The sequence below is a fragment of the Hyphococcus luteus genome (assembly GCF_002943565.1).
Classification (GTDB): Bacteria; Pseudomonadota; Alphaproteobacteria; order Caulobacterales; family Parvularculaceae; genus Hyphococcus; species Hyphococcus luteus.
The window spans coordinates 488,172-512,733 of sequence record NZ_PJCH01000005.1 but is presented as its reverse complement, the minus strand read 5'-3'; the positions used below and the strand labels follow the sequence as shown (position 1 = coordinate 512,733).

The 24,562-nt window shown below is 62.6% G+C and carries 25 protein-coding genes and 1 other RNA gene; 17 read left to right on the top strand and 9 right to left on the bottom strand.

Features of this window, described 5'->3' with window-relative positions:
• Nucleotides 1–57: 57 nt before the first annotated feature.
• Complete coding sequence (locus CW354_RS07415) at nucleotides 58–690, bottom strand: c-type cytochrome (protein ID WP_104829384.1); 633 nt, start codon at nucleotides 688–690, stop codon at nucleotides 58–60.
• A gap of 236 nt (nucleotides 691–926) precedes the next feature.
• On the opposite strand from CW354_RS07415, the gene CW354_RS07410 reads away from it, so the two are divergent.
• Entirely contained in the window at nucleotides 927–1,784 is an 858-nt protein-coding gene (locus tag CW354_RS07410) for a prephenate dehydratase (RefSeq protein ID WP_104829383.1), read from the top strand.
• Between the two features lie 3 nt (nucleotides 1,785–1,787).
• Here CW354_RS07410 and nudC read toward each other — a convergent pair whose 3' ends face one another.
• Nucleotides 1,788–2,696 carry an NAD(+) diphosphatase gene (nudC, locus tag CW354_RS07405; RefSeq protein ID WP_104829382.1) on the bottom strand — a complete coding sequence of 303 codons (909 nt, stop codon included), beginning with the start codon at nucleotides 2,694–2,696 and terminating at the stop codon, nucleotides 1,788–1,790.
• Nucleotides 2,697–2,735: 39 nt separating this feature from the next.
• Nucleotides 2,736–3,233: a hypothetical protein gene (locus CW354_RS07400; protein WP_104829381.1), complete on the bottom strand. Its 498-nt coding sequence runs from the start codon at nucleotides 3,231–3,233 to the stop codon at nucleotides 2,736–2,738.
• Between the two features lie 109 nt (nucleotides 3,234–3,342).
• Here CW354_RS07400 and ffs point away from each other — a divergent pair.
• The 7 genes from ffs (at nucleotide 3,343) to recR (ending at nucleotide 7,615) form a co-directional block, all read left to right on the top strand.
• An RNA gene (gene ffs, locus CW354_RS07395) (signal recognition particle sRNA small type) lies at nucleotides 3,343–3,440 on the top strand.
• Between the two features lie 148 nt (nucleotides 3,441–3,588).
• A complete protein-coding gene (locus CW354_RS07390) occupies nucleotides 3,589–3,996 on the top strand; it encodes a hypothetical protein (RefSeq protein WP_104829380.1) in 408 nt (135 codons plus the stop codon).
• 8 nt (nucleotides 3,997–4,004) lie between these two features.
• A complete protein-coding gene (locus CW354_RS07385; protein ID WP_104829379.1) occupies nucleotides 4,005–4,271 on the top strand; it encodes a helix-turn-helix transcriptional regulator in 267 nt (88 codons plus the stop codon).
• Nucleotides 4,272–4,308: 37 nt separating this feature from the next.
• Nucleotides 4,309–6,123: a DNA polymerase III subunit gamma/tau gene (locus CW354_RS07380; protein WP_104829378.1), complete on the top strand. Its 1,815-nt coding sequence runs from the start codon at nucleotides 4,309–4,311 to the stop codon at nucleotides 6,121–6,123.
• Nucleotides 6,123–6,443 carry a YbaB/EbfC family nucleoid-associated protein gene (locus CW354_RS07375; protein ID WP_104829377.1) on the top strand — a complete coding sequence of 107 codons (321 nt, stop codon included), beginning with the start codon at nucleotides 6,123–6,125 and terminating at the stop codon, nucleotides 6,441–6,443. The genes CW354_RS07380 and CW354_RS07375 overlap by 1 nt, the downstream gene beginning before the upstream one ends.
• Before the next feature lie 6 nt (nucleotides 6,444–6,449).
• Nucleotides 6,450–7,007 carry a hypothetical protein gene (locus tag CW354_RS07370; protein WP_104829376.1) on the top strand — a complete coding sequence of 186 codons (558 nt, stop codon included), beginning with the start codon at nucleotides 6,450–6,452 and terminating at the stop codon, nucleotides 7,005–7,007.
• Between the two features lie 2 nt (nucleotides 7,008–7,009).
• Complete coding sequence (gene recR, locus CW354_RS07365; protein WP_104829375.1) at nucleotides 7,010–7,615, top strand: recombination mediator RecR; 606 nt, start codon at nucleotides 7,010–7,012, stop codon at nucleotides 7,613–7,615.
• On the opposite strand, the gene CW354_RS07360 is transcribed toward recR, so the two are convergent.
• Nucleotides 7,612–8,817 carry a glycosyltransferase family 87 protein gene (locus CW354_RS07360; protein WP_104829374.1) on the bottom strand — a complete coding sequence of 402 codons (1,206 nt, stop codon included), beginning with the start codon at nucleotides 8,815–8,817 and terminating at the stop codon, nucleotides 7,612–7,614. The genes recR and CW354_RS07360 overlap by 4 nt on opposite strands.
• Before the next feature lie 123 nt (nucleotides 8,818–8,940).
• On the opposite strand from CW354_RS07360, the gene CW354_RS07355 reads away from it, so the two are divergent.
• A complete protein-coding gene (locus tag CW354_RS07355) occupies nucleotides 8,941–10,389 on the top strand; it encodes a DNA recombination protein RmuC (RefSeq protein ID WP_165793573.1) in 1,449 nt (482 codons plus the stop codon).
• A gap of 9 nt (nucleotides 10,390–10,398) precedes the next feature.
• On the opposite strand, the gene rmuC is transcribed toward CW354_RS07355, so the two are convergent.
• Nucleotides 10,399–12,282 carry a DNA recombination protein RmuC gene (gene rmuC / locus CW354_RS07350; protein WP_165793572.1) on the bottom strand — a complete coding sequence of 628 codons (1,884 nt, stop codon included), beginning with the start codon at nucleotides 12,280–12,282 and terminating at the stop codon, nucleotides 10,399–10,401.
• 161 nt (nucleotides 12,283–12,443) lie between these two features.
• Between rmuC and def the strand changes: the two genes are divergently transcribed.
• Genes def through truA form a run of 3 tightly spaced genes read left to right on the top strand, consistent with a single transcriptional unit; the run spans nucleotide 12,444 to nucleotide 14,647 of the window.
• Nucleotides 12,444–12,962: a peptide deformylase gene (gene def / locus CW354_RS07345; RefSeq protein ID WP_104829371.1), complete on the top strand. Its 519-nt coding sequence runs from the start codon at nucleotides 12,444–12,446 to the stop codon at nucleotides 12,960–12,962.
• A 27-nt stretch (nucleotides 12,963–12,989) separates the two neighbouring features.
• On the top strand, nucleotides 12,990–13,910 hold the full coding sequence (gene fmt / locus CW354_RS07340; protein ID WP_104829370.1) for a methionyl-tRNA formyltransferase: 921 nt from the start codon (nucleotides 12,990–12,992) through the stop codon (nucleotides 13,908–13,910).
• Nucleotides 13,910–14,647 carry a tRNA pseudouridine(38-40) synthase TruA gene (gene truA, locus CW354_RS07335; protein ID WP_104829369.1) on the top strand — a complete coding sequence of 246 codons (738 nt, stop codon included), beginning with the start codon at nucleotides 13,910–13,912 and terminating at the stop codon, nucleotides 14,645–14,647. The genes fmt and truA overlap by 1 nt, the downstream gene beginning before the upstream one ends.
• Nucleotides 14,648–14,771: 124 nt before the next feature.
• Here truA and dapE read toward each other — a convergent pair whose 3' ends face one another.
• A complete protein-coding gene (gene dapE, locus CW354_RS07330; protein ID WP_104829368.1) occupies nucleotides 14,772–15,938 on the bottom strand; it encodes a succinyl-diaminopimelate desuccinylase in 1,167 nt (388 codons plus the stop codon).
• 49 nt (nucleotides 15,939–15,987) lie between these two features.
• Between dapE and CW354_RS07325 the strand changes: the two genes are divergently transcribed.
• Nucleotides 15,988–16,452 carry a cupin domain-containing protein gene (locus tag CW354_RS07325; protein WP_104829367.1) on the top strand — a complete coding sequence of 155 codons (465 nt, stop codon included), beginning with the start codon at nucleotides 15,988–15,990 and terminating at the stop codon, nucleotides 16,450–16,452.
• A 113-nt stretch (nucleotides 16,453–16,565) separates the two neighbouring features.
• Here CW354_RS07325 and dapD read toward each other — a convergent pair whose 3' ends face one another.
• Genes dapD through CW354_RS07310 form a run of 3 tightly spaced genes read right to left on the bottom strand, consistent with a single transcriptional unit; the run spans nucleotide 16,566 to nucleotide 19,228 of the window.
• Nucleotides 16,566–17,402, bottom strand: coding sequence for a 2,3,4,5-tetrahydropyridine-2,6-dicarboxylate N-succinyltransferase (gene dapD / locus CW354_RS07320; RefSeq protein ID WP_104829366.1), 837 nt, complete (start codon nucleotides 17,400–17,402; stop codon nucleotides 16,566–16,568).
• A gap of 25 nt (nucleotides 17,403–17,427) precedes the next feature.
• A complete protein-coding gene (locus tag CW354_RS07315) occupies nucleotides 17,428–18,144 on the bottom strand; it encodes a pyrimidine 5'-nucleotidase (RefSeq protein ID WP_104829365.1) in 717 nt (238 codons plus the stop codon).
• A 55-nt stretch (nucleotides 18,145–18,199) separates the two neighbouring features.
• Complete coding sequence (locus CW354_RS07310; protein WP_104829364.1) at nucleotides 18,200–19,228, bottom strand: DUF1036 domain-containing protein; 1,029 nt, start codon at nucleotides 19,226–19,228, stop codon at nucleotides 18,200–18,202.
• A 78-nt stretch (nucleotides 19,229–19,306) separates the two neighbouring features.
• Between CW354_RS07310 and CW354_RS07305 the strand changes: the two genes are divergently transcribed.
• The 4 genes from CW354_RS07305 (at nucleotide 19,307) to atpA (ending at nucleotide 24,551) form a co-directional block, all read left to right on the top strand.
• Nucleotides 19,307–21,529, top strand: a complete 2,223-nt coding sequence (locus CW354_RS07305; RefSeq protein WP_104830043.1) for a primosomal protein N' — start codon at nucleotides 19,307–19,309, stop codon at nucleotides 21,527–21,529.
• A gap of 131 nt (nucleotides 21,530–21,660) precedes the next feature.
• Nucleotides 21,661–22,215, top strand: coding sequence for an acyloxyacyl hydrolase (locus CW354_RS07300; protein ID WP_104829363.1), 555 nt, complete (start codon nucleotides 21,661–21,663; stop codon nucleotides 22,213–22,215).
• A gap of 210 nt (nucleotides 22,216–22,425) precedes the next feature.
• Nucleotides 22,426–23,016, top strand: coding sequence for a F0F1 ATP synthase subunit delta (locus CW354_RS07295; protein WP_207764711.1), 591 nt, complete (start codon nucleotides 22,426–22,428; stop codon nucleotides 23,014–23,016).
• Nucleotides 23,017–23,021: 5 nt separating this feature from the next.
• Nucleotides 23,022–24,551 (top strand): F0F1 ATP synthase subunit alpha, encoded by a 1,530-nt coding sequence (gene atpA, locus CW354_RS07290; protein WP_104829362.1) that lies wholly within the window; start codon nucleotides 23,022–23,024, stop codon nucleotides 24,549–24,551.
• The last annotated feature ends 11 nt before the right edge of the window (nucleotides 24,552–24,562 follow it).

The window sequence follows — 24,562 nt, the reverse complement described above, 5'->3', positions numbered from 1 at the left end:
CGTCGACGCTCGCCGGAACCGGCTTCACGCCCTCAAAATAGAGGGCGAGATCGTCATCTAATGAGCGTTTTTTTTTGAGCCGTCGCTCTCAAGCGCTGCGTGGTCTTCTTCAGCCGGGGCTTCGTCTTCCGCGGGCGCAGCAGGCTCCGGATAGGGAACCGGATCATCGGAGAGCGTGCCGAGATAAGCGAGAATATCGGCGCGCTGCTCAGGCTTGGCGAAGCGCTGCACCATCGCCGTGCCCGGAATATAGTTCTGGGAGTTCTCCAGGAAATGGTCGAGGCGTTCATAGGTCCACACGCCGCCCGCTTCTTTGAGGGCGTTGGTGTAGTTGAAGCCCGCATGCCCCGCGACTTCGCGGCCCACAATGCCCCACAGATTCGGCCCGGTGCCGTTGGCGCCGCCTTCTTCGAAGGTGTGGCAGGACTTGCACAGCGCTGCGCGGCGCTCGCCGCTGGAAGCGCTCGCATTGGCGAGAAGCGTGCCGAGATCGGCTTCCGGCTCTTCTTCGGCCGGCCCTGCTTCGCCGCCGAAGTCGACTTCCCCGCCATAAGCGAGGTGAAGCTCTTCACCGCCGCCATGATGGCCGCCGCCGAACAGCGCCTTGGTCAGCTGCGGCAGGCCGAAAATCAGCAAGAGGGCCGTCAAAACGGCGGCCGCGACCTTGTTGCTAAAAAGCGGATCTTTCATCGGAATATCCCGGCAATTACGGCCCGCGGATCGGGGCGGCGAGAAAAGTCGCGCGGTTCTTACCGGTCTTCTTAGCGCTGTGCAATGCGGTCCCTCGGCGCGGCCAGCGCGGCCTTTTCGCGCGGGGGGGCGGAAAACGGCGAGAGGGGCCGGGGCCTTTTCCGGCGCTTGCCGGCCCGTCTCCCATTGTGCATAAGCGCCGACGGCCCTTCGGGGGAAAATCAGGGAAGCCGACCATGACGGAAGAGAAAGCCGCCGAGACTAAGCGCATCGCCTATCAGGGCGAGCCGGGCGCCTTTTCCGAGCTCGCCTGCCGGCGCTACGCCCCGGATTTCGAGCCTCTGCCCTGCGGCGCCTTCGAAGAGGCGGTGGAAGCCGTGACCGAAGGCCGGGCGGAGCGGGCCATGCTGCCAGTGGAAAACTCCCTCGCCGGCCGGGTGGGCGACATTCACCATCTCCTGCCGCGGGCGGGGCTCCACATCATCGCCGAATATTTCCTCCCCGTTGAGCACCATCTCATGGCCAAGCCCGGGGCGAAATTCGAAGACATCAAGGTGGCGCGTTCGCACCCTGTCGCCCTGGCGCAAGTGCGCGATTTTCTCCATGCCCACAATATCCGCCCGGAAACCGCCGGCGATACGGCGGGCGCGGCGCGGCGTCTCGCCGAGTCGGGCCATATGGAGGAGGCGGTTGTGGCCTCTGAAGGCGCCGCCGAGCTTTACGGTCTGACGATCCTCAAAAAGAACATCGAGGATGCGCCTCACAACACGACGCGCTTTCTCGAAATGGCGAGCGAGCCGATGGACGCCTCGCCCGAGGACGGCCCGGTGGTGACGAGTTTCATTTTCGAAGTCCGGAACATTCCGGCTGCGCTTTACAAGGCGCTCGGCGGCTTCGCCACCAACGGCGTCAACATGACCAAGCTGGAAAGCTACCAGCTCGGCGGGTCCTTCTCGGCGACCATGTTCTACGCCGACGCGGAAGGCCATCCTTCCGAAGAACCCATGCGCCTCGCGCTCGAAGAGCTCAGTTTCTTTTCGTCGTCGCTGAAAATTCTCGGCGTCTACAAAAAGGGCCGCGAGCGGAACATCTAGCGCCTAGTCTTTCACCCAGCGCTCGATCAGCTGGCGCGCAATGGTGAAGGGCGGGGGCAGAACGAAGCCGCGTTCTTCGCCGTTCAAGACCGCCTCGACGTCTTTCCTGTCATACCAGCCCGCTTCGGCCAATTCGTCCGTATCCACCGTAAGCGCGCGGTCTTGCGCCTCGGCGTGAAAGCCCATCATCAAGGCACAGGTGAACGGCCAGGGCTGCGAGAAGAGATAGCGCACATTGTCGATCGTCACGCCCGCTTCCTCGAAAAGTTCGCGTCGCGCGCACTCTTCCGGTGTTTCGCCTGCTTCGACGAAACCGGCGAGCGCCGAGACAAAGCCCGGCGGGAACTGATGGCCGCGCCCGAGCAGGCAGGCGTCTTCATTGACGGCGAGCACGATGGAGACGGGGTTAAGGCGCGGGAAATGTTCGGCCTCGCATTTGAGGCAACGAGCCTTCGCGCCGCCGGGGTCGAACTCGGTTTCCGCCCCGCAATTGGCGCAGAAGCGATGTTTCCGGCGCCACTCGAAAAACCAGCGCGCCTGGCCGACAACAGCAAGATCGTCGCGCGATAAAACGCCGGCCGCATTGCGCAATGGCATATAGCCGCCGAGCTCCGTGAACGGCGCGGTCTCTGCGCTGTCGGCGGTCGACGAGATATCGACGGCGAAATAGGCGCGCTCGCCAATCAGGCCGAGGAGGATCAAGGGCGCGTCTTTCGGAAATTCCGACAGCGCGGCGATGTTCAGGAAGGCGGGCGCGCCGTCCTTCATCAGCGGATCGCCGCGCCACATGGGAAGGAGAAGGCTTGTCTGATCGGCGAGGCGCGCTTCGACGAATGCGTGCTGATCCTTCTCGATATTGACCCGCGACAGGGGGCTGTTCGCGAACCAGTTCGGATTGTCGCCTTCTTTCATGGCGGCTGTTGTCGCAAGGGCGTGAGCCCCGCGCAAGCTTTATGCACTGTGAACGGCGCCGCCTGAGAAAACGCTGAGCGCGCGGCGACGAATGATGAGAATAAGCGCCGCGCAAAGCCAGCTGATGCAGGCGGCGATAAAAAGATTGGGCGCGAAGGCGGTCGGCGTATCGCCGTTCCATTCCACCGGCGTTTCGACGCCAAGCGGCGTGAAAAGGTGAAAGAAGATCGCGCCGCTCATAATGGCGATGGCGATCAGCGCCCCGAGGAACTGCGCCGGCGCGATCAGGCGCTTGCGGTTCGCCAGAAAGAAAATAACCGGCAGGCCGATGAGGAGGAGCGACGCCAGCAACTCGCCAAGCCCGATGATCCACGGCCCCGCCGGATAGAAAAGCGCGATCCCCGACCACTCCCGCAAGGTCGTGAAAATGTGCTGCGGCGTCGGATGGCCGGTGAATTTGAAGCGCAGCGAATCGAGAAAGATCGCCGAAATGAAGAGCCCGCCGGCCCACGGGAAAAGTTTAACTAGTCTGTTCATCGGGTCCTCCCCCTCGGATTTCATCCGCTCGCGATAGCATGGGCGGCGCAGAGGCGGTCATCACAAGGCGGCCTCTTGCAATCACGAAGATGAGCGTCGATATACGCCCCCGGAAGGCTGGCGGACGCGCTTCTCGCCAACCTGGTCAGGTCCGGAAGGAAGCAGCCACAACGAGTTTCCGCGCGGGTCGTTTCAGCCTTCCACCCTTTTTTCCTTGAAATTTCAGACCCTTGCTTTGGTCCGCCAAGACCGTCGCGCGTCGAGGCGCGCAACGAAGTATGATCTCTTTTCTTAACATAATGTAAAATATACCGAACATTATGTTCGACAGGGTATACAACACAGAGAGGGGCATATGACCTTCAAGGAAAAAAGCGCCTGGATCATGTTGGCGGCGCTGATCTGGATCTTCGGGGGCTACGCCTGGTCGCTATACGAGGCGGGCAGCTTCGGCGCCGGGACTACAGACGTCATGGTCGTGACGATAATCTCTTTCGTGGCGCTTATCGTCGCCGCGCATATCGCCGCGGCGATCTTCTCGCCGAAATCGGCCAATGAGGCGGAGGACGAGCGCGACCGGCGCATCGAATTGAAGGCCGATGAACTCGGCGGCTTCGTTCTCGGGCTCGCGGCGCTGTTCGCGCTCGCCGTCGCGCTATTTGAGGGCGCCTATCTGACCGCCAATATCCTGTTTCTGGGGCTCGCCGCCTCGGAAATCGTCAAGACCCTCTATCAGGTCTTCCTTTACCGCCGGGGTGCGTGAGGGCGCCCATGGGGAAAACGCCGATCAGCAATCGCATCCGCGTCTTGCGCGCTGAACATGGCGATATGAGCCAGGGCGATCTCGCCGCGCGCATCGGCATGACGCGCCAGACCGTCGCCGCCATCGAAAAGGGCAAATACGCCCCCACGCTCGAGGCGGCGTTCCGGATCGCCGCGGCCTTCGGCGTTCCCTTTAGCGAGGTCTTTCAATACCGGGCGGATGAAGACGCCGCCTTTCTGAAGCGCCAAAAACAAACGGTGAAAACAGACGGTTGAGAAGCGCGGCCCGCCCCGCCATATTCAAGCGGGAAGTATGGCGGAACCGATGGCCGAAACGGAAGACAACGCGGAAAAGAGCGGCGGCGCCTATCAGGTGCTGGCGCGCAAATACCGTCCGCAGACCTTCGAGGACCTGATCGGCCATGAGGCCATGGTGAAGACGCTGAAAAACGCCTTCGCCGCCAACCGTATCGCCCACGCCTATATCCTCACCGGCGTGCGCGGCGTCGGCAAGACGACCACCGCGCGCATTCTCGCCCGCGCCCTCAATTATGTGGGCCCGAACGGCGAGGATGACGGTCCGCAGATCGATATGGCGGTCGAGGGCCGTCATTGTCGCGCCATCGCCGAAAGCCGCCATCCGGATGTGATGGAAATGGACGCCGCCTCGCGCACCGGGGTCGGCGACATTCGCGAGCTGATTGAGGGCGTCAGATATGCGCCGGTCGAAGCGCGCTACAAGGTCTACATCATCGACGAAGTTCACATGCTGTCGACGGCGGCGTTCAACGCGCTTTTGAAAACGCTCGAAGAGCCGCCGCCCCATGTGAAATTCATTTTCGCGACGACGGAAATCAGGAAATTGCCGGTGACGGTCCTGTCGCGCTGTCAGCGTTTCGATTTGCGCCGCATCGATCCGGAAGTGCTGACGGAGCATCTGGCGTCCATCGCGCAAAAGGAAAATGTCGCGGTCGACCGCGACGGGTTGTGGATGATCGCGCGCGCCGCGGAAGGCTCGGTGCGCGACGCGCTCTCCATCCTCGACCAGGCGATCGTTCAGCATACGGCGCAAGGAGGAGAGGCGGTCACGGCCGACATGATCCGCGACATGCTGGGCCTCGCCGACCGCTCCTCCGTCTGGGATCTTCTTGAAGCGGCGATGAAGGGCGACGCCAAGGCTGCGCTGACAAATTTCCGCGTGCAATATGACGGCGGCGCCGAACCGGCGCAGGTGTTGCGCGATCTTCTGGACCTCACCCACCTCTTAACGCGCATCAAGGCGGCGGGGCCGGAAGCCGCATCCCACGGTCCCGCGGGCGAGGCCGATGCGGAGCGCGCCAAGGCGCTCGCCGCGAACCTTGAAATGAACGCGCTGACCCGCGTCTGGTCGCTTTTGATGAAGGGGTTGCAGGAAACCCAAATGGCGCCCGACGCGGCGGCGGCGGGCGAGATGGCGCTCATTCGCCTGTGCTTCGCGGCGGACCTGCCGACGCCGGACGAAGCGCTCAAGGCCTTAAAAAAAAACACTAGCGGCGACCGGGGCGTAAGCGGCGCATCCGCCCAGTCAGCAGCATCGGCGCCGTCGCGCGAGCCGGTCACTGCGCGCGCGAGCGAAGCCGCGCCGTCCAATGTCATCGACATTCATCCGCCCCTGTCGCAGCGCCCGGCGGACAGCAAAGTCTGGCTGCGCGCTTTCGCCGATGTGGTGCGCCTCGCCGGGGAAAAGCGCGACGCCAAGCTTCGGACCGAGCTTGAGTCTTACGTTCACCTCGTCTCCTTCAAGGAAGGCAAGATCGAGCTTCGCCTGCATGACGACGCGCCGCCGGACCTCGCCAACCGGCTGACCCAGCGGTTGAAAGAATGGACCGGCAAGGCGTGGATCGTGTCCGTCACGTCGGAGCATGAGGGCGAGGAGACGGTGCGCGGCGCGCGCGAGCGCGAGGTGATGGAGCACCCCATGGTCATGAAGGCGCTGGAGCTCTTCCCCGACGCCAGAGTGACCGCGATCCGCGAGCCGGAAGCGCCCGCGGCGCCAGAGCCCGACGAGGAGGAAGACGCTCCCGTCGATCCCGATGACGACGCCGTCGCCGAAGCGGTGGCTGCAAGACAGGAAACAGGAAAAGCGTAATGGATTTGAACGAGATCATGAAACAGGCCGGCGAGATGCAGGCCAAGATGCAGGAAATGCAGGAAAAGCTCGCCGACATCGAGGCGACGGGCGAGGCCGGCGCCGGCATGGTGAAGGTCGTCCTGAACGGCAAGGGCTATGCGAAGGCCGTCGCCATCGAGCGTTCCTTGATGAAAGAGGACGAGGCGGAGATTTTAGAGGACCTCGTCGCCGCGGCGATCAACGACGCCAAGGCCAAGCTCGAAAAGGAAACCGAAGAGCAGATGAAAAAGCTCACCGCCGGCATGCCCCTCCCGCCGGGCATGAAGCTGCCGTTTTGATGGCTTATGAATTTTCTTGAATTTGTCGCAGCTATAATAGAGACGCTTGTATGGCCAATAACATTGGTTGGCTTGATCGTATGGGGCCGACCATATTTAGCGAGAATTCCAGAATTCATAAAATCCGCAAAGTACAAAGATTGGGAAGTCACCTTCAGAGACAGGCTTGAAGTATTAGAATCGGATGCTGAAAGCGCGGGGTTGGATATCCCGGATGATTTGCCAAAAGAATATCAAGACCTTTTGCGCAATAACTCTGACAGGCTTCACATCGTCGTAATAGAAGCATGGGCGATGGTAGAGCGTGCTTTACGGACTAAGCTTAAGCCAGCCGGGACCACACATCGTCCGAGGTATTCTTTTTCATCTTTGGCGCAATCACTTTTTCGCGAAGGTATATTGAGTGAAGAAGAGTATGGTCTCGTGCGAGAATTCCAATTGGCGAGAAACAGGGCAGTTCATGAAGAAGTGCCGAATCTGAATGAGACTGTTGTGATTATGTTTTTGAGAATTAGTGCAGCTCTGATAGATCGGATCAACGAAATTTCCACTGTGAAACAATAAACATGCCCGCCGCAACCATCGGTCCCGAGTTACAGCGCCTGATTGACCTCCTCGCCAAGATGCCGGGGCTGGGGCCGCGTTCGGCCAAGCGCGCCGCGCTTTATCTCCTGAAAAAACGCGATCCGGTGATGCGCCCGCTCGCTTACGCCCTCGACGAGGCGGCCAACAAAGTGAAGGCCTGCTCGGTCTGCGGCAACTGGGATTCGGTCGACCCCTGCGCCGTCTGCGCCGATTCCGATCGCGACCAGACGGTGCTTTGCGTGGTTCAGGATGTGGCCGATCTCTGGGCGCTCGAACGCGCCGGCGCGCACAAGGGCCGCTATCATGTGCTCGGCGGTTTGCTCTCGCCCCTCGACGGGATCGGTCCCGACGATCTCAATCTCGGCTCGCTCATTGCGCGGGGGAAGGAGGGCGGCATTTCGGAAATCGTCCTGGCGCTCGCCGCCACGGTCGACGGTCAAACGACGGCGCATTATCTGACCGATCATCTTGAAAGCTCCGGCGTCAAGGTCACGCGGCTTTCGCAGGGCGTGCCGGTTGGCGGCGAGCTCGACTATCTCGATGAGGGCACGCTCGCCGCGGCGATGAAATCCCGCCGGCCTTATTAGGCTGTCAGGCTTTGCGGCTGCATGCGCCGTAAGACAAAAATGAAGGCCAACACCGTTGCGACGAAGGCGAGGTTGAAGCCGTCTTGCGTCGGCGTTCCCGGCAGGATCATCGGTACAAGGAACAGCCCCGCCAGCAGGAGGTGGTCGTATCGCCGCCAGCCTTCGCGAGACGCCTCGACCGCAAGCAATGCAATCGGCGCCGCCATGATGACGAGCTCATAATAATAGGCGTATGGCGCGACCAGAAACGCTCCGGCGCAGACGACGGCGGCTTTGAGCGCGCGATTGTCGCTCTCCCGCCAGACCCTCCATGTGGCCCACATGGCTGCGCCCGCGCCCAGAAGATGAAAGGCGAGCGCAATCGGCGCCGGGACCCCCGCCAGCGACAGCGCGGCGAAGACGGTCGGCATTTTGAAAAGCGGCATGACGCCGCTCGCGATATTGCCGCCGGCGGTCATGATGCTGGCGAAAAACGCCGTCCACGCCTCGACGCCGAAGGCCGCGACGCTGGCGCCGGCGAAGACAACCGCGCCGCCCGCGGCGTAACCGAAAGCGCGCCAATGCCCGCCCGCGGCGTAGGCGATGGGGATCAACAGGCCCAGTTGCGGTTTGACGGTGAGCGCCGCCGCGCAAGCCCCGGCGAGGAGCGGGCGCTTGTCCGGCATGAGCGTCGCACCGAGGAGAAGCGTCGCCGTCAAAAATCCGTTCTGGCCGGTGATCACCGCTTGAAAGGTCGCGGGCGCCGCGATGACGAGAAACAGCGCAAGCCCGCGCAGGCCGGCGGCGCGCGTTGCGGCGGCGAAACAGGCAAAGCCCCCGCCGGTCCAGACCGCATAGGCGAGCCCGTAAGGGAGGAAAGCCAAGAGGCCGATGATCAGGAAATAGGTGGGCGGATATTGCCAGGTGAAGCGCGTCCCTTCGCCGCCAGGGGCGAGGCGCGCGAGCCATTCCCGGAACGTCTCCACGTCGTAGATCGTCGTCGCCTGGCCCGCGACAGCCGCCTTCGCCGCTGTCCAGAAAGTGATGAAATCGCCGCCGAGCGGCGGGCCGGCCGGGGTGATGTAGTTTTTTGCAAGAACGATCTGTGCGATCCCCACCGCCAGCAAGGGCAAGATGACGGCGATCGCGCCGACCTTCGCCTGCAGCGCGGTGAGGCGGATATCCGCGGCTCCGTCGGCCCTGTTGAAAACGGCGAGATTCATGGGCTGCGAGCCTAGGCGGGAGGCTTAAAGAAAGCCTTACGGGGCCCCCGCGCGGCGGGGCCTTCTGGGGAAAGCGCTCAGTCGCCGCTGCTCCCGCGAATCTGCTAGTCTTTGGAGATGATCATGGATGCGCTCTCCCAGGCGGGATTCCCGCTCGACGGCCCGGCCTTCTGGCTGGCGCTTTTTCTATTCATCGCCGCGGTGTTTTTCATCATCCAGTCCCGCCGCGCCGCGAAGCGGTCGGCGCGCCTGCGTGAAGAGCTGCACGAAACACAGATCGCGCTGGCTTCGGCGAAAGAGCAGACGATCCATTACGACGCCCTGCGCGACGAGCTGGCGCATGAAAAGCGCCTGCGCGAGCAACTTCAAAGCGATGTTGCGGCAAGCAAGGCGACCATCGCCGAACGCGAACGCGCCTTGAGCGAGCTGAAGACCCGCATGGAAACCGAGTTCAAGGCAACGACGGCGCAATTGCTCGAAGGCGCCAATGAAGCTTTTCTGAAACGCGCGCAGGAAACTTTTCAGCGCTACCGCGAAAGCGCGCAAAGCGACAACGAGAAGCGCCAGAAGGCGCTCGACGATTTGCTGAAACCGGTCAGCGAAACGCTTGTGCGCTATCAAAAGGGTCTCGACGAACTGAAGAAGGAGCAGACCGAGTCCCGCGGCGCGCTCGCAAGCCAGATCGGCGAACTCGCAAAACAAACTCATGACGTGCGCGCCGAAGCGAGCAAGCTGGCGACCGCCCTGCGCGCCGGGCCGAAAACCCGCGGCCGCTGGGGCGAGGAGCAATTGCGCAATGTGGTCGAGATCGCCGGCATGAGCGCCTATGTGGATTTCGTCGAACAGGCGAGCCATGACGACGCCGAGCAGCGCCGCAAACAGCCGGACATGGTGGTCAGCCTGCCCGGCGGGCGCAAAGTCGCCGTCGATTCAAAAGTCTCGCTCGGCGCCTATCTCGACGCCATCGAGGCGGACACGGAGGAGGCGCGCGCCGGCCATCTTGCGCGGCATGCGGACGACCTGTGGAAGCACGTCCAGAGCCTTGCGAAAAAGGAATACGCCGCGTCTTTGCGCGACTCCCTCGACTATGTGGTGATGTTCGTGCCCGGAGAGAATTACTTTTCCGCCGCGCTCGAGGCGCGCCCGCAGCTTTATCAGGATGCCTTCGACCGCAAGATCCTCATCGCCTCGCCGACCATCTTGATCGCCATGCTGAAATCGGCGGCCTTGAACTGGCGCCAGGAAAAGATGACCGAACACGCCCAGGCCGTCGCCGCCATGGCGAAGGATCTTTACGACAGCCTGCAGGTGATGAGCAAAAATCTCGGCGGGCTCGGCAAGGCGCTTTCGGGCGCGCTTAATAAATACAATGCGACGGTGGGCGGGTTTGAATCCCGCGTTCTCTCCCGCGCGCGCAAATTCGCCGACTATGAGATCCCCGGCGTTGAAACCGACATCGAGCTTTTAGCGCCGGTGGAGGAAAGGCCGCGCCAGCTTCGCGATGAGGCGGAGGATTGCGAGGATGACGTCGGTGAAGACAAAGGTGAAGATGGGCGCGAAGACGCGGCTTGAGTTTCCGGCTTAACGTAAGGGGAAGGGCGATTTGTCGTCGCCGCTTTCACCGGATTGGCGCGCGGGCGGGCTGTCGAACACGGCCGAGTATTGCACGGGCTGTTGCGGCGCAGGCTGAGTTTCCGCCGGTTTCTCGGCCTTTTCGGGCGCCTTGCCGGCCCCGTTCTGGCGCGTGCTTTCGAGCGTGGCGACGCGCTCGCGCAGGGCGTGCAATTCGTCGAGAAAGCTCATGGCGCTCGATTCGCGGAGCCCCGCGCCGGCCATCACCGCGCTGATTGTGTGCAGGGTCGCCATCAGCGAGGTCGGCGAGACCATGAAGACGCGGGCGCGATAACTCTCCTGAACGAGATCGGAAAAATGCGCGTGCAGTTCGGAAAGAATGTTCTCCGACGGAATGAACATCATGGCGCAGTCGGCGGTCTCTTCCGGCGCGATCAGCTTCTCGCCGACATCGGCGATATTGCGCAGGACCGCGCGGCGCAATTCGGTTTCGGTGCCGGCGTTGCGCGATAATTGCCACGAGTCGAAAGCCTCGACCGGAAAACGCGCATCGATGGCGATGGGCGCCATGGGCCCCGGCATGATGATGGCGGCTTCGGCCGTGCGGCCCGTGGGCAGTTTGTAGCCGAGCTTGTAACGCTGCGGCGCCAGCGCGTCGCCGAGAAGGTCCGAAAGCTGAACCCGCGCCGCCGTGGCGGTCGCCGCCGCCGGCGACGAAGGCAGGTGATCGAGACGCTTGGAAAGTTTGTCGACGGCGCTTTTCACTTCGCCGCGCAAGGCGTCGAACTGCTCGCCCAGAAGATTGGCGAATTCGGCGAAATGGTCTTCCGAAACGCCGGCGGGCGCATCGTGAAACGCGGGGCCTTGAGCCTGCGGCGCGCTTTCGGAGAGCTTCGCCGTCGCCGCGCTTACGGTCTCGAGGCGCTCTTTGAACTCGTCCGACATCGCCGAGAGGCGCCGCTCCATCTCGGCCATGGCCTCGGCGCGCTGGTCGAGGGCGGCTTCCTGTTGCTTGAGGCCGACGGTCATCACCCTTTGCGCTTCTTCATTGGCGCGCTGCAAATCGCGGGCGAGGGCTTCGGCGTCTTCCGCGCGTTTCAATGCTTCGCGCGCGGCCTCTTCGGCGTGACCGATGCGTTCGGATTCCCCGTCATGGGCGAAAGCCTCTGCGGGCTTTACTTCCGGCGCAGGCTGATAAGCCGGCGGTTCGTCGCGGGGCGCTTCTTCCGGCGCGTTTTGCGGCCCACTTTCCACTTCTGGCGCGAAGAAGCCGAGAGCAGGTTCTTCTGGTTCGTCAGGATAGAGCGCCTCGTCGTCTGGCGCCGCATCAGAGGGCGCGGCTTCCTCTTCCGGCGTCGGCGCGGGCTTGGGTTTCCTTCCGAACAATCCGGCGAAGGCGGGCTTTTTCTTCTTTTCCGGTTCTTCGGGCGCCGCCGGTTCGGGGGCGGACTGTTCCGCTTCCTGAAGCGCGGGCTCGTCTTCGTGCAAAGACCCGCTTTCATGGCCGCGCTCGACAGTGATCTCAGCTTCGTCGGCCTCGTCGTCGCGCCATTGCTCTTGCGCGTCCTGCGGCTCGGTCTCCGCTTCATCCTCATCGAAAGTGATTTCGGCGTCTTCGCCCGCCGGTTCGAAATAGGTGGCGGGCCCGGCTTTGCCGGCGCGAGGCTTGGCGCCCGTGACGCGTCCCCGGATGATCAGCATCATGGCGATCAGGAAGATCAGGAGAAAGGCGCCGACGCCCGCCCAGAGAGCCGGCGCCGGTCCGCTGATCAGCGGGTCGGGCTGTGCGGTTCCGGCCTGCGCCTGGCTTTTAGCCTGCCCCGGTTTAGCGGGCGCGGCTTCCTCCGCAGTTCCGGGACCCTCGGTCTGCACGGACGGCGCGAGCCATTGCATGGTCAATTCCCCAACACGAAACACCACCTGACTATGGCACAATATGGGAAATTCCCATAAAAAGCGAGGGTTTAGCGTTAACCATGTTTCGCCGCCCGCCCTGTAGTCCTGACCGGCCCGGGCGCCTTGACGACGGGCCGGGCCAGCCATAGGTCAAAGCCATGAGCATTCGCCCCATCCTGACTGCGCCCGACGCGCGCCTTCGCCAGGTTTCAAAGCCTGTGGAGACGGTCGACGGCGAACTGCGCGCGCTCATGGATGACATGTTGGAGACCATGTATGACGCGCCGGGCATCGGCCTCGCCGCGATCCAGGTGGGCGTGCCGTTGCGCGTCATCGTCATGGATCTCGCCGGCAAGGACGAAGAACCGGAGCCGCGCTATTTCGTCAATCCGGAAATTCTCGACCCGTCCGAAGACATGAATGTCTATGAGGAGGGGTGCTTGTCCGTGCCCGAATATTTCGACGAGGTGGAGCGGCCGGCCCGCTGCCGCGTCAAATATCTCGACTATGACGGAAATGAGCAGATCCTCGAAGCAGAAGGCCTTCTTGCCACCTGCATTCAGCACGAGATGGACCATCTCGAAGGCGTCCTTTTCATCGATCATCTGTCGCGGCTGAAGCGCGAACGGGTGTTGAAGAAACTTAAAAAAGAACAGCGTCTCGCCGCCGCCTCTTAAAGGCCGCGCCACGCCGGAGCTCTCGCGATGCGCCTCGCCTTTATGGGAACGCCGGAATTTTCCGTCCCGGTTCTGGCGGAGCTGGCAGCGGCCGGCCACGACATCGCGGCGGTTTACACCCAGGCGCCGAAACCTTCCGGCCGGGGCCATAAGCTGACGCCCTCGCCGGTGCATAAGCTTGCGGAAAGTTTCGGGCTTGACGTGAGGACGCCGAAAAATTTTAAAGCGCAAGAAGAGATCGGCGCGTTCCGCGCGCTCGATCTCGATGTGGCGGTGGTCGTCGCTTACGGGCTGATCCTGCCGCAGGCGGTGCTCGAGGCGCCGCGTTTGGGATGCCTTAATCTTCACGCCTCGCTGTTGCCGCGCTGGCGCGGCGCGGCGCCGATCCAGCGCGCGATCATGGCCGGCGACAAAACCACTGGCGTGCAGGTGATGAAGATGGAGGCGGGGCTCGACACCGGGCCGATCCTGTTGTCGGAGACCGTGACCATCGCCGATGACGACACCGCCGGCAGCCTTCATGACAAGCTTTCCGGCGTGGCGGCGCAGCTCGGTCCCCGGGCGCTTGCCGCGCTCGACCGCGGCGCGCTCACCGAGACGGAGCAGGCGCAAGAAGGCGTCACTTACGCCGAGAAAATCAGCCCCGCCGAAGCGCGCATCGACTGGTCGCGGCCGGCGGCGGAGGTCGACCGCCATGTTCGGGGGTTGGCGCCGTTCCCCGGCGCCTGGTTCGAGCAGCAAGGCGCGCGCGTCAAAGTGCTGATGTCGCGCCCCGCAGAAGGGGCGAGCGCGCCGGGGGAAATTCTCGATACGGATGAAAAGCTTGTCATCGCCTGCGGCGAGGGCGCAGTCGAGCTTGTGACGCTTCAGCGCGCCGGAAAGAAAGCCCAAACTGCAGAAGAGTTCCTGCGCGGCTTTGCGCTCGAGAAGGGCGCCACGCTTTCCTGATGGCGCGCTACAAGCTCACGCTCGAATATGACGGGACGAATTTTGTCGGCTGGCAGCGCCAGGACAACGGCTTGTCTATTCAGGAAGTGCTGGAGGACGCGGCGAAGGCGTTCTGCGGCGAAGATGTGGCGGCCTTTGCGGCGGGGCGCACGGATGCGGGCGTTCATGCGCTGGCTATGACGGCGCATATCGAGATTGAAAAAGCGGTAAGCGCCGACAAGGTGCGCGATGCGATCAACCATCACATGCGCCCGCATCCGATTTCGATTTTGTCCGCTGAAGCCGCGGACGATGATTTTCACGCGCGCTTTTCCTGCAAGCGCCGGGCTTATGAATACCGCATCGTCAATCGCCGCTCGCCTTTGGCGCTTGATGTCGGGCGCGCCTGGCGCGTGCCGCAGGCGCTCGACGCCGAGGCCATGCACGAGGCTGCGCAATGTCTCGTCGGCAAGCACGACTTCACGACTTATCGCGCCGCGACCTGCCAGTCGGACAGCCCGGTGAAAACCCTTGATGAGATTTCCGTGTCGCGCATGGGCGAAGATGTTTTTATCCGCTGCGTCGCGCGTTCTTTCCTGCATCATCAGGTGCGCTCGATAACAGGGTCGCTCGTCGAGGTCGGCAAAGGCAAATGGCGCGTGCGGGATATGAAGGCTGCGCTCGAGGCGGCGGACCGGACGCGCTGCGGCCAAGTCGCGCCGGCGGAAGGGCTTTATTTTGTAAGGGCTGAGTATTGATCTTGTCTGGTGCGCGCTTCTGCGTGTCATGCCCGGGCGTGTCCCGGGCATCCAGCCTCTGGCGATAACTGGATCGCCGGCATAAAGCCGGCGATGACACATTGAGAGTTTTTTCGTGGTTTGCTTATTGCGCGAAGGTCTCGAAGTACCTCGCAATCACCGCTTCGTAGATGTCGGCCAGCAATTCGATATCGCCTACCGCCACATGCTCATCCACCTGGTGCATAGTGGCGCCCACAAGGCCGAATTCGGCGACCGGCGCATAGTCCTTGATGAAGCGCGCATCGGACGTGCCGCCCGTAGTTGAAAGGTCTGGCTTGCGGCCGGTTTTCTCTTCGACGCAAGCTGAAAGGACGCCGATGAATTTCATGTCGGTCGTCAAAAACGCTTCGCCGGAGGTGACGCAATCGAGCGTGTAACGGGCGTTCGTTTCTTTCGCGATGGGCTCGATCTGACTTTTAAGCCAGTCCTCGATGCTTTTCCCGGTCCAGTTCGGATTAAAGCGGACATTGAAGCGCGCCGTCGCTTTGGCGGGGATGACGTTATGCGCCTCATTGCCGATGTGAATATTGGTGACTTCCAGATTGGACGGTTGAAAACGTTCATAACCTTCGTCGAGCGGCGTTTCGGAGAGCCGCAATAGCTTTCGCATCAGCGCCGGCACCGGGTTTTTCGCGCGATCGGGATAGGCGACATGGCCCTGTTTGCCGGTCACCGTAAGCCAGCAATTGATCGAGCCGCGCCGTCCCACCTTGATCATGTCGCCCATGGCGTCCGGGTTCGACGGCTCGCCCACCAGGCAATGATCGATCTTGATGTTTTGCTCGCGCAGCCATTCAAGCACTTTGACCGTGCCGTTGACGCCTTTGCCTTCTTCGTCGCCAGTGATGAGGAAAGAAAGCTTTCCTTTCACCTTGCCCTCTTTCACTGCGCGGGCGGCGGCGCTCGCGAAAGCGGCGATGGCGGCTTTCATGTCCGACGCGCCGCGGCCCCAGAGCTTGCCCTCGCTGACAATCGCATCGAAAGGCGGCGCGGCCCATTCTGCTTCGTCTCCCGGCGGCACCACATCGGTGTGCCCGGCGAAACAAAGATGCGGGATCCCCTCGCCGATTTCGGCGTAAAGATTGTCGATGTCTTCGAAGGGAAGGCGGGTGCAGCGAAAGCCAAGGCTGGCGAGCGCCGTTTGCAACACGTCGAGCGCGCCCGCATCCGCCGGCGTGATGGAGGGCCGGCGGATGAGTTCTCGGGCGAGATCCAGCGGGGAATGCGCAAGCTTGTCGATTTCACTCATGCGCCTGAGGTAGACTAGGCTTTGAGGCGAAACAAGCGGGAGGCGCTTCATGCCGAAGATCGATTTATCGAACGCGCCGGTGCGGACATCCTGTCTTTACCCGGGCAAGCTCGCCGACCACTGCAAAGGCCGCTCGAAAATCGCTCTCGGCAATCTCGGCGGGCTCGATCAGTTCGGCGTGAACCTCACGCGCCTGGCGCCGGGCGCGGCGTCGGCCCATCAGCACTGGCACCAGAAAGAGGACGAGTTCATCTACATGCTCGAAGGCGAGGCGGTGCTGGTCGAGGATGACGGCGAGACCGTGCTGAAAGCCGGCGATGTCGCGACCTTCAAGGCGGGCGTCGCCAACGGTCATATGGTGGTCAACCGGTCGGACGCCGACGTGGTGTTGCTGGAGGTCGGAACCCGCTCTCTCGACGAAGTCGCGACCTACACCGACCCGGAGGTCGACATGAAAGTCGTCAAGGAAAACGGCGCCTGGACGGTCTTGCGCAAGAACGGCGAGCCTTATTAATCGCGCAATCTATCTTCTCCGACTCCCCACGCTTTAAGCGTGGGGTCCAGTGGACGCCGGAAAACATGGACGCCACGGTCGAGCCGTGGCGAGGCGCCTATATTGAGATCGCGCTAGTCCCGCAAAAGATCGTTCACGGATGTTTTGGAGCGGGTCTTTTCATCGACCTGTTTGACGATGACGGCGCAGTAAAGATTGGGCCCGCCTTTGGCTGACGGCAGCGAACCCGACACGACGACCGAATAAGGCGGCACTTCGCCATAGCTCACGTCGCCGGTTTCGCGATTGACGATTTTCGTGGAGGCGCCGAGATAAACCCCCATGGACAGGACCGAGCCTTCGCGCACGATGACGCCTTCGGCGACTTCGGCGCGCGCGCCGATGAAGCAATTATCCTCGATGATCACCGGGTTCGCCTGCAAGGGTTCGAGCACGCCGCCAATCCCGGCCCCGCCGGAGATATGGCAGTTCTTGCCGATCTGCGCGCACGATCCCACCGTCGCCCAGGTGTCGATCATCGCGCCTTCGTCCACATAGGCGCCGAGATTGACATAGGACGGCATCAAAACGGCGCCGCGCGCAATGAACGACCCGCGGCGCACGGCCGCCGGCGGGACGACGCGGAAACCGCCTTTGCGGAAGTCTTCATCGGTCCAGCCGGAAAATTTCGTATCGACCTTGTCGAACCACGGCCCGTTGGCGCCGTCCATGACGCGGTTGTCGTTAAGGCGAAAAGACAGGAGCACCGCTTTTTTCAGCCATTGATTGACCCGCCAGTCGATCAGATTGCCGCCTTTATGCGGCTCTGCGACGCGCGCCTCGCCGTTGTCGAGCAATCCCAGCGCGGCGTTCACCGCCTCGCGGATTTCACCTTGCGTCTCGAAAGAGATGTCGGCGCGGTTTTCCCAGGCGTCATTGATGACGGTTTCGAGCGAAGTCGTATCGGTCATGGTCTCTCTTTTGTTTTCTCGGGTCTTATTCCGGGGCCGCCGTCAGCGCGGCGCCCGACAGGAAGGCGGCGATGTCGTCGGTTACATAATGCACATGGGCGCCGGAGTCTCCCGGCCGGGCGGGCCTTTTTTCGTGCGGCTCGTCGTCGAGCCAGGCGGCGTCGGAATGAACCAGCACGGTGGTCATGCCGAGCGCGTGCGGCGCTTCGAGATTTTGCACGATGTCCTCGAACATGATCGCGGTTCCGGGGTCGACGCCGTGGGAGGCGAGGAATTTGTCGTAAGGCTCGGGCCTTGGTTTTGGCGCATAGCCCGCCGCCTTGATGTCGAAGATTTCGTCGAAACAGGAAAGAACGCCGAGCGCCCCGGCGACGTTCTCCGCGTGAGCCACGGAGCCGTTGGTGAAAATGAATTTGCGTCCCGGCAGGGCGCTGAGCGCTGCGGCGAGCGGCTTGTTTTCGCGAATGACGCTGACGTCGATGTCATGGACGTAGTCGAGGAAATCGTCCGGGCAGACATCGTGTTTCTTCATGAGCCCGCTCATGGTCGTGCCGTATTCGACGTAATAGGCCTTTTGCAGCCGCCGCGCCTCGTCATGGGGGAGGTCGAGGCGCTCGCGGATATAATTGGTCATGCGCGCGTCGATCTGCGCGAAAAGGCGGCATTCGGCGGCGTAAAGGGTGTTGTCGAGGTCGAAGACCCAGTTTTCGACATGACGTAAATCGGGACGCGCTTCGGCCAAGGTCTCGCCTTCATAGCTCGCGCCGAACTGCTATGTTCGGCGGCGTGGAATGGAATTACTGCGTTTGCGCCGGCGCTTCGGGCGGGGGCGCGGCGAACATCTCCGGCGTGAAGTCGAAGGTGACCGATTCCGCGCCACCGATTTCGATGCGGCGGAACTCGGCTTCCTCAAGCTCCTGATCGGCGCAGGAAAGATCGTTTGCCGCATTGAACATGACGATGTTCACGCAGAAACTTTTATCGCCGCCGGCGATGGACCGGTCGCCCGCCGGGGCTTCAATCAGTCCGTAGACGTAGTAATGATCCTTTTCGAGGGAGCCCTTGATGATCTTGGCGCAATCGCCGGGCTCGATTTTCCACCAGCCCTTGGAGCGGTAGCTCTCTTCGTCTTCGGGTTCGGCGATCGCGGACCACACGGCGTTGTCGGTCTTGTTGCAATAGAAAAAGCCGAGCTTTGCCTCGCGGGCGTTGGCGTCCTCGATCAAGGCGTCGATAAGTTCGTCGTCGATATTATAGCCTTCGGGCAGGCCCTTTTCCTTGCGGTAATTGGCGAGCGCGCGCTGGGTTTCACGGCCCATGGCGCCGTCGACGGCGCCCGCGTCGATGCCGATGTCGGAGAGAAGACGCTGCACGCCGGCGACCTCGGCGGAATAGACGGTGTAGGTCGAGGCTTCGGTGAAATCGGTCTGCCAGTTGCCGCCCGCCGCTTCGGTGACTTCGACATTGAAGAATTTGCGCTGGCGCATGGGATCGCCGCGGCACACATCCTGGTTTCGCAGATTGAAGAAGCCGTTGTTTTCAACGCAAAGCGCCGTGTCGCCCGACCAGGTGCGCAAAGGCCCCTTGTGTCCGGGGATGGCTTCCGCATAAACGAAGTATTTTCCGGGCTTGGCTTGTTCGGTGAGAACCACCTTGCACTGGCCGGGGCGCAGGCGCCACCAGCCGCGCGTCGCCAGCCGGTCGCCGTCCACATAGCCGATCGCGGCGGAAAGCGCGTAGCTTGACTTGTTGCAAAAGCTGTACTTCGCCGATGCGCCGCCGGCGCCGGCGACGAAAACAAGGATCGACAAGAGGATGAGCCGCATGGCGCTTCGCCTGAAAATGACTGCTAGGACTTGGCGCGTAATTCAGCCGAAACTGCTCTGGGGATCAAGCGCGGCCAGATGAATAAGGCGTCACCGAGACAAGAAAAGGCGAAACCGGAAGAGGAGACGGGCGAAACCGCCCGCATCAGCGTCCTGTTTCCGCTGCCGCTGCCGAAAGCCTACGATTATCTGTGCGCCGCGCCCGCGCCGCCCATAGGCGGTTTTGTGGCCGCGCCATTCGGGCCGCGCGAGGTGACGGGCGTTGTCTGGCCGTCGGAGGGCGACGCGCTTGCGCCCGAGAAAATGAAAGCGATCTCGGCGGTCTTCGATGCGCCGCCCTTGTCGCGGGATGTGGTCGACTTCGTCGACTGGGCCGCCGCCTATACGATGTTTCCGAAAGGCGCCGTCTTGCGCATGGTGATGCGGGTGTCCGATGCGCTTGAAGGCCCGCGCATGCAGACGGCTTTCGTGAAAAGGCAGGAAGCGCCGGACGGGTTGCGGTTAACCTCCCAGCGCAAGGCCGTGCTTGCCGCTGCAGGCGAAGCGCCCCTGTCGGCGGCGGAGCTTGCGGGCGCGGCGGGCGTCAGCGAAGGGGTGGTGCGCGGGCTCGCCGATGCGGGGGCGCTTGCAAAAGTCGAAATCGATCCCGATCCGCCTTTCGTCGAGCCCGATCTGACCCGTGCGGGCCACGCTCTTTCCGAAGACCAGCAATACGCTGCGCAGATGATCGGCGATGTGATCGCTGAAGGCGGGCACAAGGCGGTGCTCATCGACGGCGTCACCGGCTCGGGCAAGACGGAAGTCTATTTCGAAGCCGCCGCGGCCGCGCTCCAAAAAGATCCTGAAGCGCAGGTGTTGATCCTGTTGCCGGAAATTGCGTTGACCTTGCCTTTTCTTTCCCGCGTTGAGGAACGCTTCGGCGCCGCGCCCGCGCCCTGGCATTCGGACCTGACGGGCGCGCAGCGTCGGCGCACCTGGCGGCGCGTCGCCGAAGGCCAGGCGCGGCTTGTGGTGGGCGCGCGCTCGGCCTTGTTCCTGCCCTTCAAAAAGCTGCGGCTCATCGTCGTCGATGAAGAACACGACAACGCTTATAAACAGGAAGAAGGGGTCATCTATCACGCCCGCGACTTAAGCGTCGCGCGGGGCAGTCTCGGCGGCTTTCCCGTGGTGCTGGCGTCGGCGACGCCGTCGCTTGAGACCGTCGTCAATGTGGATGAAGGCCGGTACGAGGCGGTGGGGCTGTCCTCGCGTTTCGCCGACGCGGCGATGCCTGACATTGCGCTGATCGACATGCGTGAAGACCCGCCCGAAGCGGGCAAATGGCTGTCGCCGGTTCTGGTCGATGCGGTTTCGAAAAATTTGTCCGTAGGCGAACAATCTCTCCTGTTCCTCAACCGCCGCGGCTATGCGCCGCTAACCCTGTGCCGGCGCTGCGGCCACAAAATGACCGCGCCGGGTTCGGACACGATGCTCGTCGAGCACCGTTTCGAAAACAGGCTCGTCTGTCATCACACCGGCTTTTCCATGCCGAAACCGTCTGCATGCCCCATATGCAATGCGGTCGACTCGCTCGCGCCTTGCGGGCCCGGCGTCGAGCGCGTGGCGGAAGAGACGAAAGAGCGTTGGCCGGCGGCGCGGATTGCGGTCCTCTCCTCCGATACGGCGCCGGGCCCGGGGTCCGTGCGCGCGGTGCTCGACGCCATGCGCGAAGGCGACATCGACATTCTGATCGCGACCCAGGTGGCGGCGAAAGGCCACCATTTTCCCAATCTCACGCTGGTCGGGGTCGTGGATGCGGATCTGGGGCTCGCCGGCGGCGATTTGCGGGCGGCGGAGCGCACCTATCAGCTTTTAAGCCAGGTGACGGGCCGGGCGGGGCGCGCGGAAAAGCCGGGGCGGGCGTTGCTGCAAACCTATCAACCGCAAGCGCCGGTGCTCGCGGCGCTCGCCTCGGGGGATCGCGACGCGTTTCTCGCGGCGGAAGCGGCGGGGCGCAGCGAACTCGGCTTTCCGCCTTACGGCCGGCTGGCGGCGATTACCTTGCGCTCCCTCGAAGAAAAAACGCTTGAGGAGACCGCCAGGCGCTTGCGCGCCGCGGCGCCGAATGCGGAAGGGGTTGACGTGTTAGGCCCCGCGCGGGCCCCGATTTATCGTCTGCGCGGCATGGCGCGCATGCGCCTTCTCGTCAAAACGCGCAAAAACGTGCACTTGCAGGCCTATCTCGCCGACTGGCTGAAAACGGTGAAGATCCCGGGCGCGGTTCGGGTGAGCGTCGACATCAATCCGTATTCCTTTCTCTAGGTCCTTTCACCAGTTCCTTTTTCTGGGCGAACCGTCTTAGGCTCAGGCTCGCATAGTTTGGCACGGGGGTTGCACAACCCTGGATTGAGTACGCAACAAATCTATCGGTCCAGGGTCGTTAAGGGGGCTTCATGAAAAAACTTCTCGCCGTTGTCGCAGGATGCGCCGTTCTGGCCTCGGGCGCGGCTTTCGCCGATCCCATTGAGGAGCTGCGCGCCGGCGTTTACGCACAAGACTGCTGCGGCTTCGGTTCCGACAAGGAGCAGGGCGTCGCGTTCAACGGCGAGGCGGTCTTTTCATCGCCCCGGTTTCTTTCTGTTCTCGGCGCGCCGCGTCCGGTTATCGGCGCGACCATCGCAACCGACAGCGACGCCACCAGCCAGGCCTATGCCGGGCTCGACTGGACGATCGACATCGCCTCGCGCTGGTTCGTTTCGGGCGGCGTCGGCGCGGCGATCCATAATGGCGAAACCGACCGTTACGATCCGGCGGTCGATATGGCCCGCGCCTCGAACACGGTGTTTTACGGCTGCCGCGTTCTGTTCCGCCTCGCCGGCGATGTCGGCTACCGGCTGACGGACCGCCTCAGCGCCTCTTTCCACTGGAATCACATCTCCAACGCCGGGCTTTGCTCGGACAATGAAGGCCTCGACCAGATGGGTCTGCGCCTGGGGCTCAGCCTCTAGAAAACGCCTAAAAAGCATAAGGCGTCGCGCTTTCGCCATTCCGCCGCACACGCGGTTGTTGCGTCGCGGCGGGCCCCATGCTATCGCCTCGCGCGATCTTATGGAGAGGGCGCGTTTGGAACCGAGCGTTGCCTTCTTTTCGTATGTAAATTCAATATCTTATGCGTCGCGGCCCTGCGGCGCCGTATCCTTGAGGAGCTAATAGCGACCGTGTCTGCGAATACAGCGTCCGCCAGCAGCAGCGCGTCAGCCGATCACGCCCCGATTTCCGGCGTCGCCGGCCGCTATGCGACCGCGCTTTTCGATCTCGCCCGCGACGCCGGCGCGATCGAAAAAGTCGAAGAGGAATTGAAAAGCCTTCGCGCCGCGATCGACGGCTCGCCCGATCTGCAGGGCTTTCTCGCGAGCCCCGTCTATGACCGGGCCGAACAGGTGAACACGATGACGGCGCTTGGCGAACGCGCGGGGTTTTCCGCGCTGACCGCCAACTTTCTGAAGCTGGTCGCCAAAAACCGGCGCCTATTTGCGCTCGAAGACATGATCCGCGCTTTCTGCGCCCTCGCCGCCGACGAGCGCGGCGAAGTGAGCGCCGAGGCCGCGACCGCCGCCCCCATGACCGACGATCAGGTCAAGGCCCTGCGCCTTGAGATCGAACGCATGGTCGGCAAGGCGGTCAATCTCAACACCCGCGTCGACCCGGATTTGCTGGGCGGTCTTGTGGTCAAGATCGGCTCCACCATGGTCGACGCTTCGCTTAAGACCAAACTCAATCGTTTGAAGACCGAAATGAAGAAGGCCTAACGCTCATGGAACTCAATGCGGCGGAAATTTCCTCCATCCTGAAACAGCAGATCAAGGATTTCGGCAAGGACGCTGAAGTCTCCGAAATCGGCCAGGTGCTGTCGGTGGGCGACGGCATTGCGCGCGTTTACGGCCTCGACAATGTCCAGGCCGGCGAGATGGTCGAGTTCGCCAACGGCGTGAAAGGCATGGCGCTGAACCTCGAAGAGGACAATGTCGGCGTCGTGATCTTCGGCGAAGACCGCGAGATCAAGGAAGGCGACACCGTCAAGCGCGCCAAGTCCATCGTCGACGTGCCCGTGGGCAAGGGCCTTCTCGGCCGCGTCGTCGACCCGCTAGGCAATCCGATCGACGGCAAGGGCCCGATCGAAGCGACGGAGCGCCGTCTTGTGGACGTGAAGGCGCCGGGCATTCTGCCGCGCAAATCCGTACACGAACCGGTGCAGACCGGCATCAAGGCCGTGGACGCCATGATCCCTGTCGGCCGCGGCCAGCGCGAACTCGTCATCGGCGACCGCCAGACCGGCAAGACTGCGATCTGCGTCGACGCCATGCTGAACCAGAAAGCGGTGAACGAAGGCGACGACGAATCGAAGAAGCTCTACTGCGTTTACGTCGCCGTCGGTCAGAAACGCTCCACCGTGGCGCAGATCGTCAAGACGCTCGAAGACAACGGCGCCATGGAATATTCCATCGTCGTCGCTGCGACCGCGTCCGAACCGGCGCCGCTGCAGTTCCTGGCGCCCTTCTCCGGCTGCGCCATGGGCGAATATTTCCGCGACAACGGCATGCATTCGCTGATCATCTATGACGATCTGTCGAAACAGGCTGTTTCCTATCGCCAGATGTCGCTGCTGCTTCGCCGCCCGCCGGGCCGCGAAGCCTATCCGGGCGACGTTTTCTATCTGCACTCGCGCCTGCTCGAGCGCGCGGCGAAGCTGAACGAGGACAACGGCCTCGGCTCCATGACCGCGCTGCCGATCATCGAAACCCAGGCCAACGACGTCTCGGCCTATATCCCGACCAACGTGATTTCGATCACCGACGGCCAGATCTTCCTTGAAACGGACCTCTTCTATCAGGGCATCCGTCCTGCGGTGAACGTCGGCCTCAGCGTTAGCCGCGTGGGTTCTTCGGCCCAGATCAAGGCGATGAAGCAGGTTGCCGGCAAGATCAAGGGCGAGCTGGCGCAGTATCGCGAGCTGGCGGCTTTCGCCCAGTTCGGCTCCGATCTCGACGCCTCGACCCAGCGCATTCTCAATCGCGGCGACCGGCTGACCGAGTTGATGAAGCAGCCGCAATTCTCGCCGCTTCAGGTCGAAGAGCAGGTCTGCGTCATCTACGCCGGCACGCAAGGCTATCTCGACAAGATCAAGACCTCGCAGGTGCAGGCGTTCGAGGCGGAGTTTCTCAGAAAGCTCCACGCCGATCATGCGGACATCCTTTCGACGATCCGCGAGACCGGCAAGCTCGAACCGGAAACCGAAGAAAAGCTGAAATCCGCGCTCGATGCGTTCGCGAAGAACTTTGCGTAAGGAATAAGGCG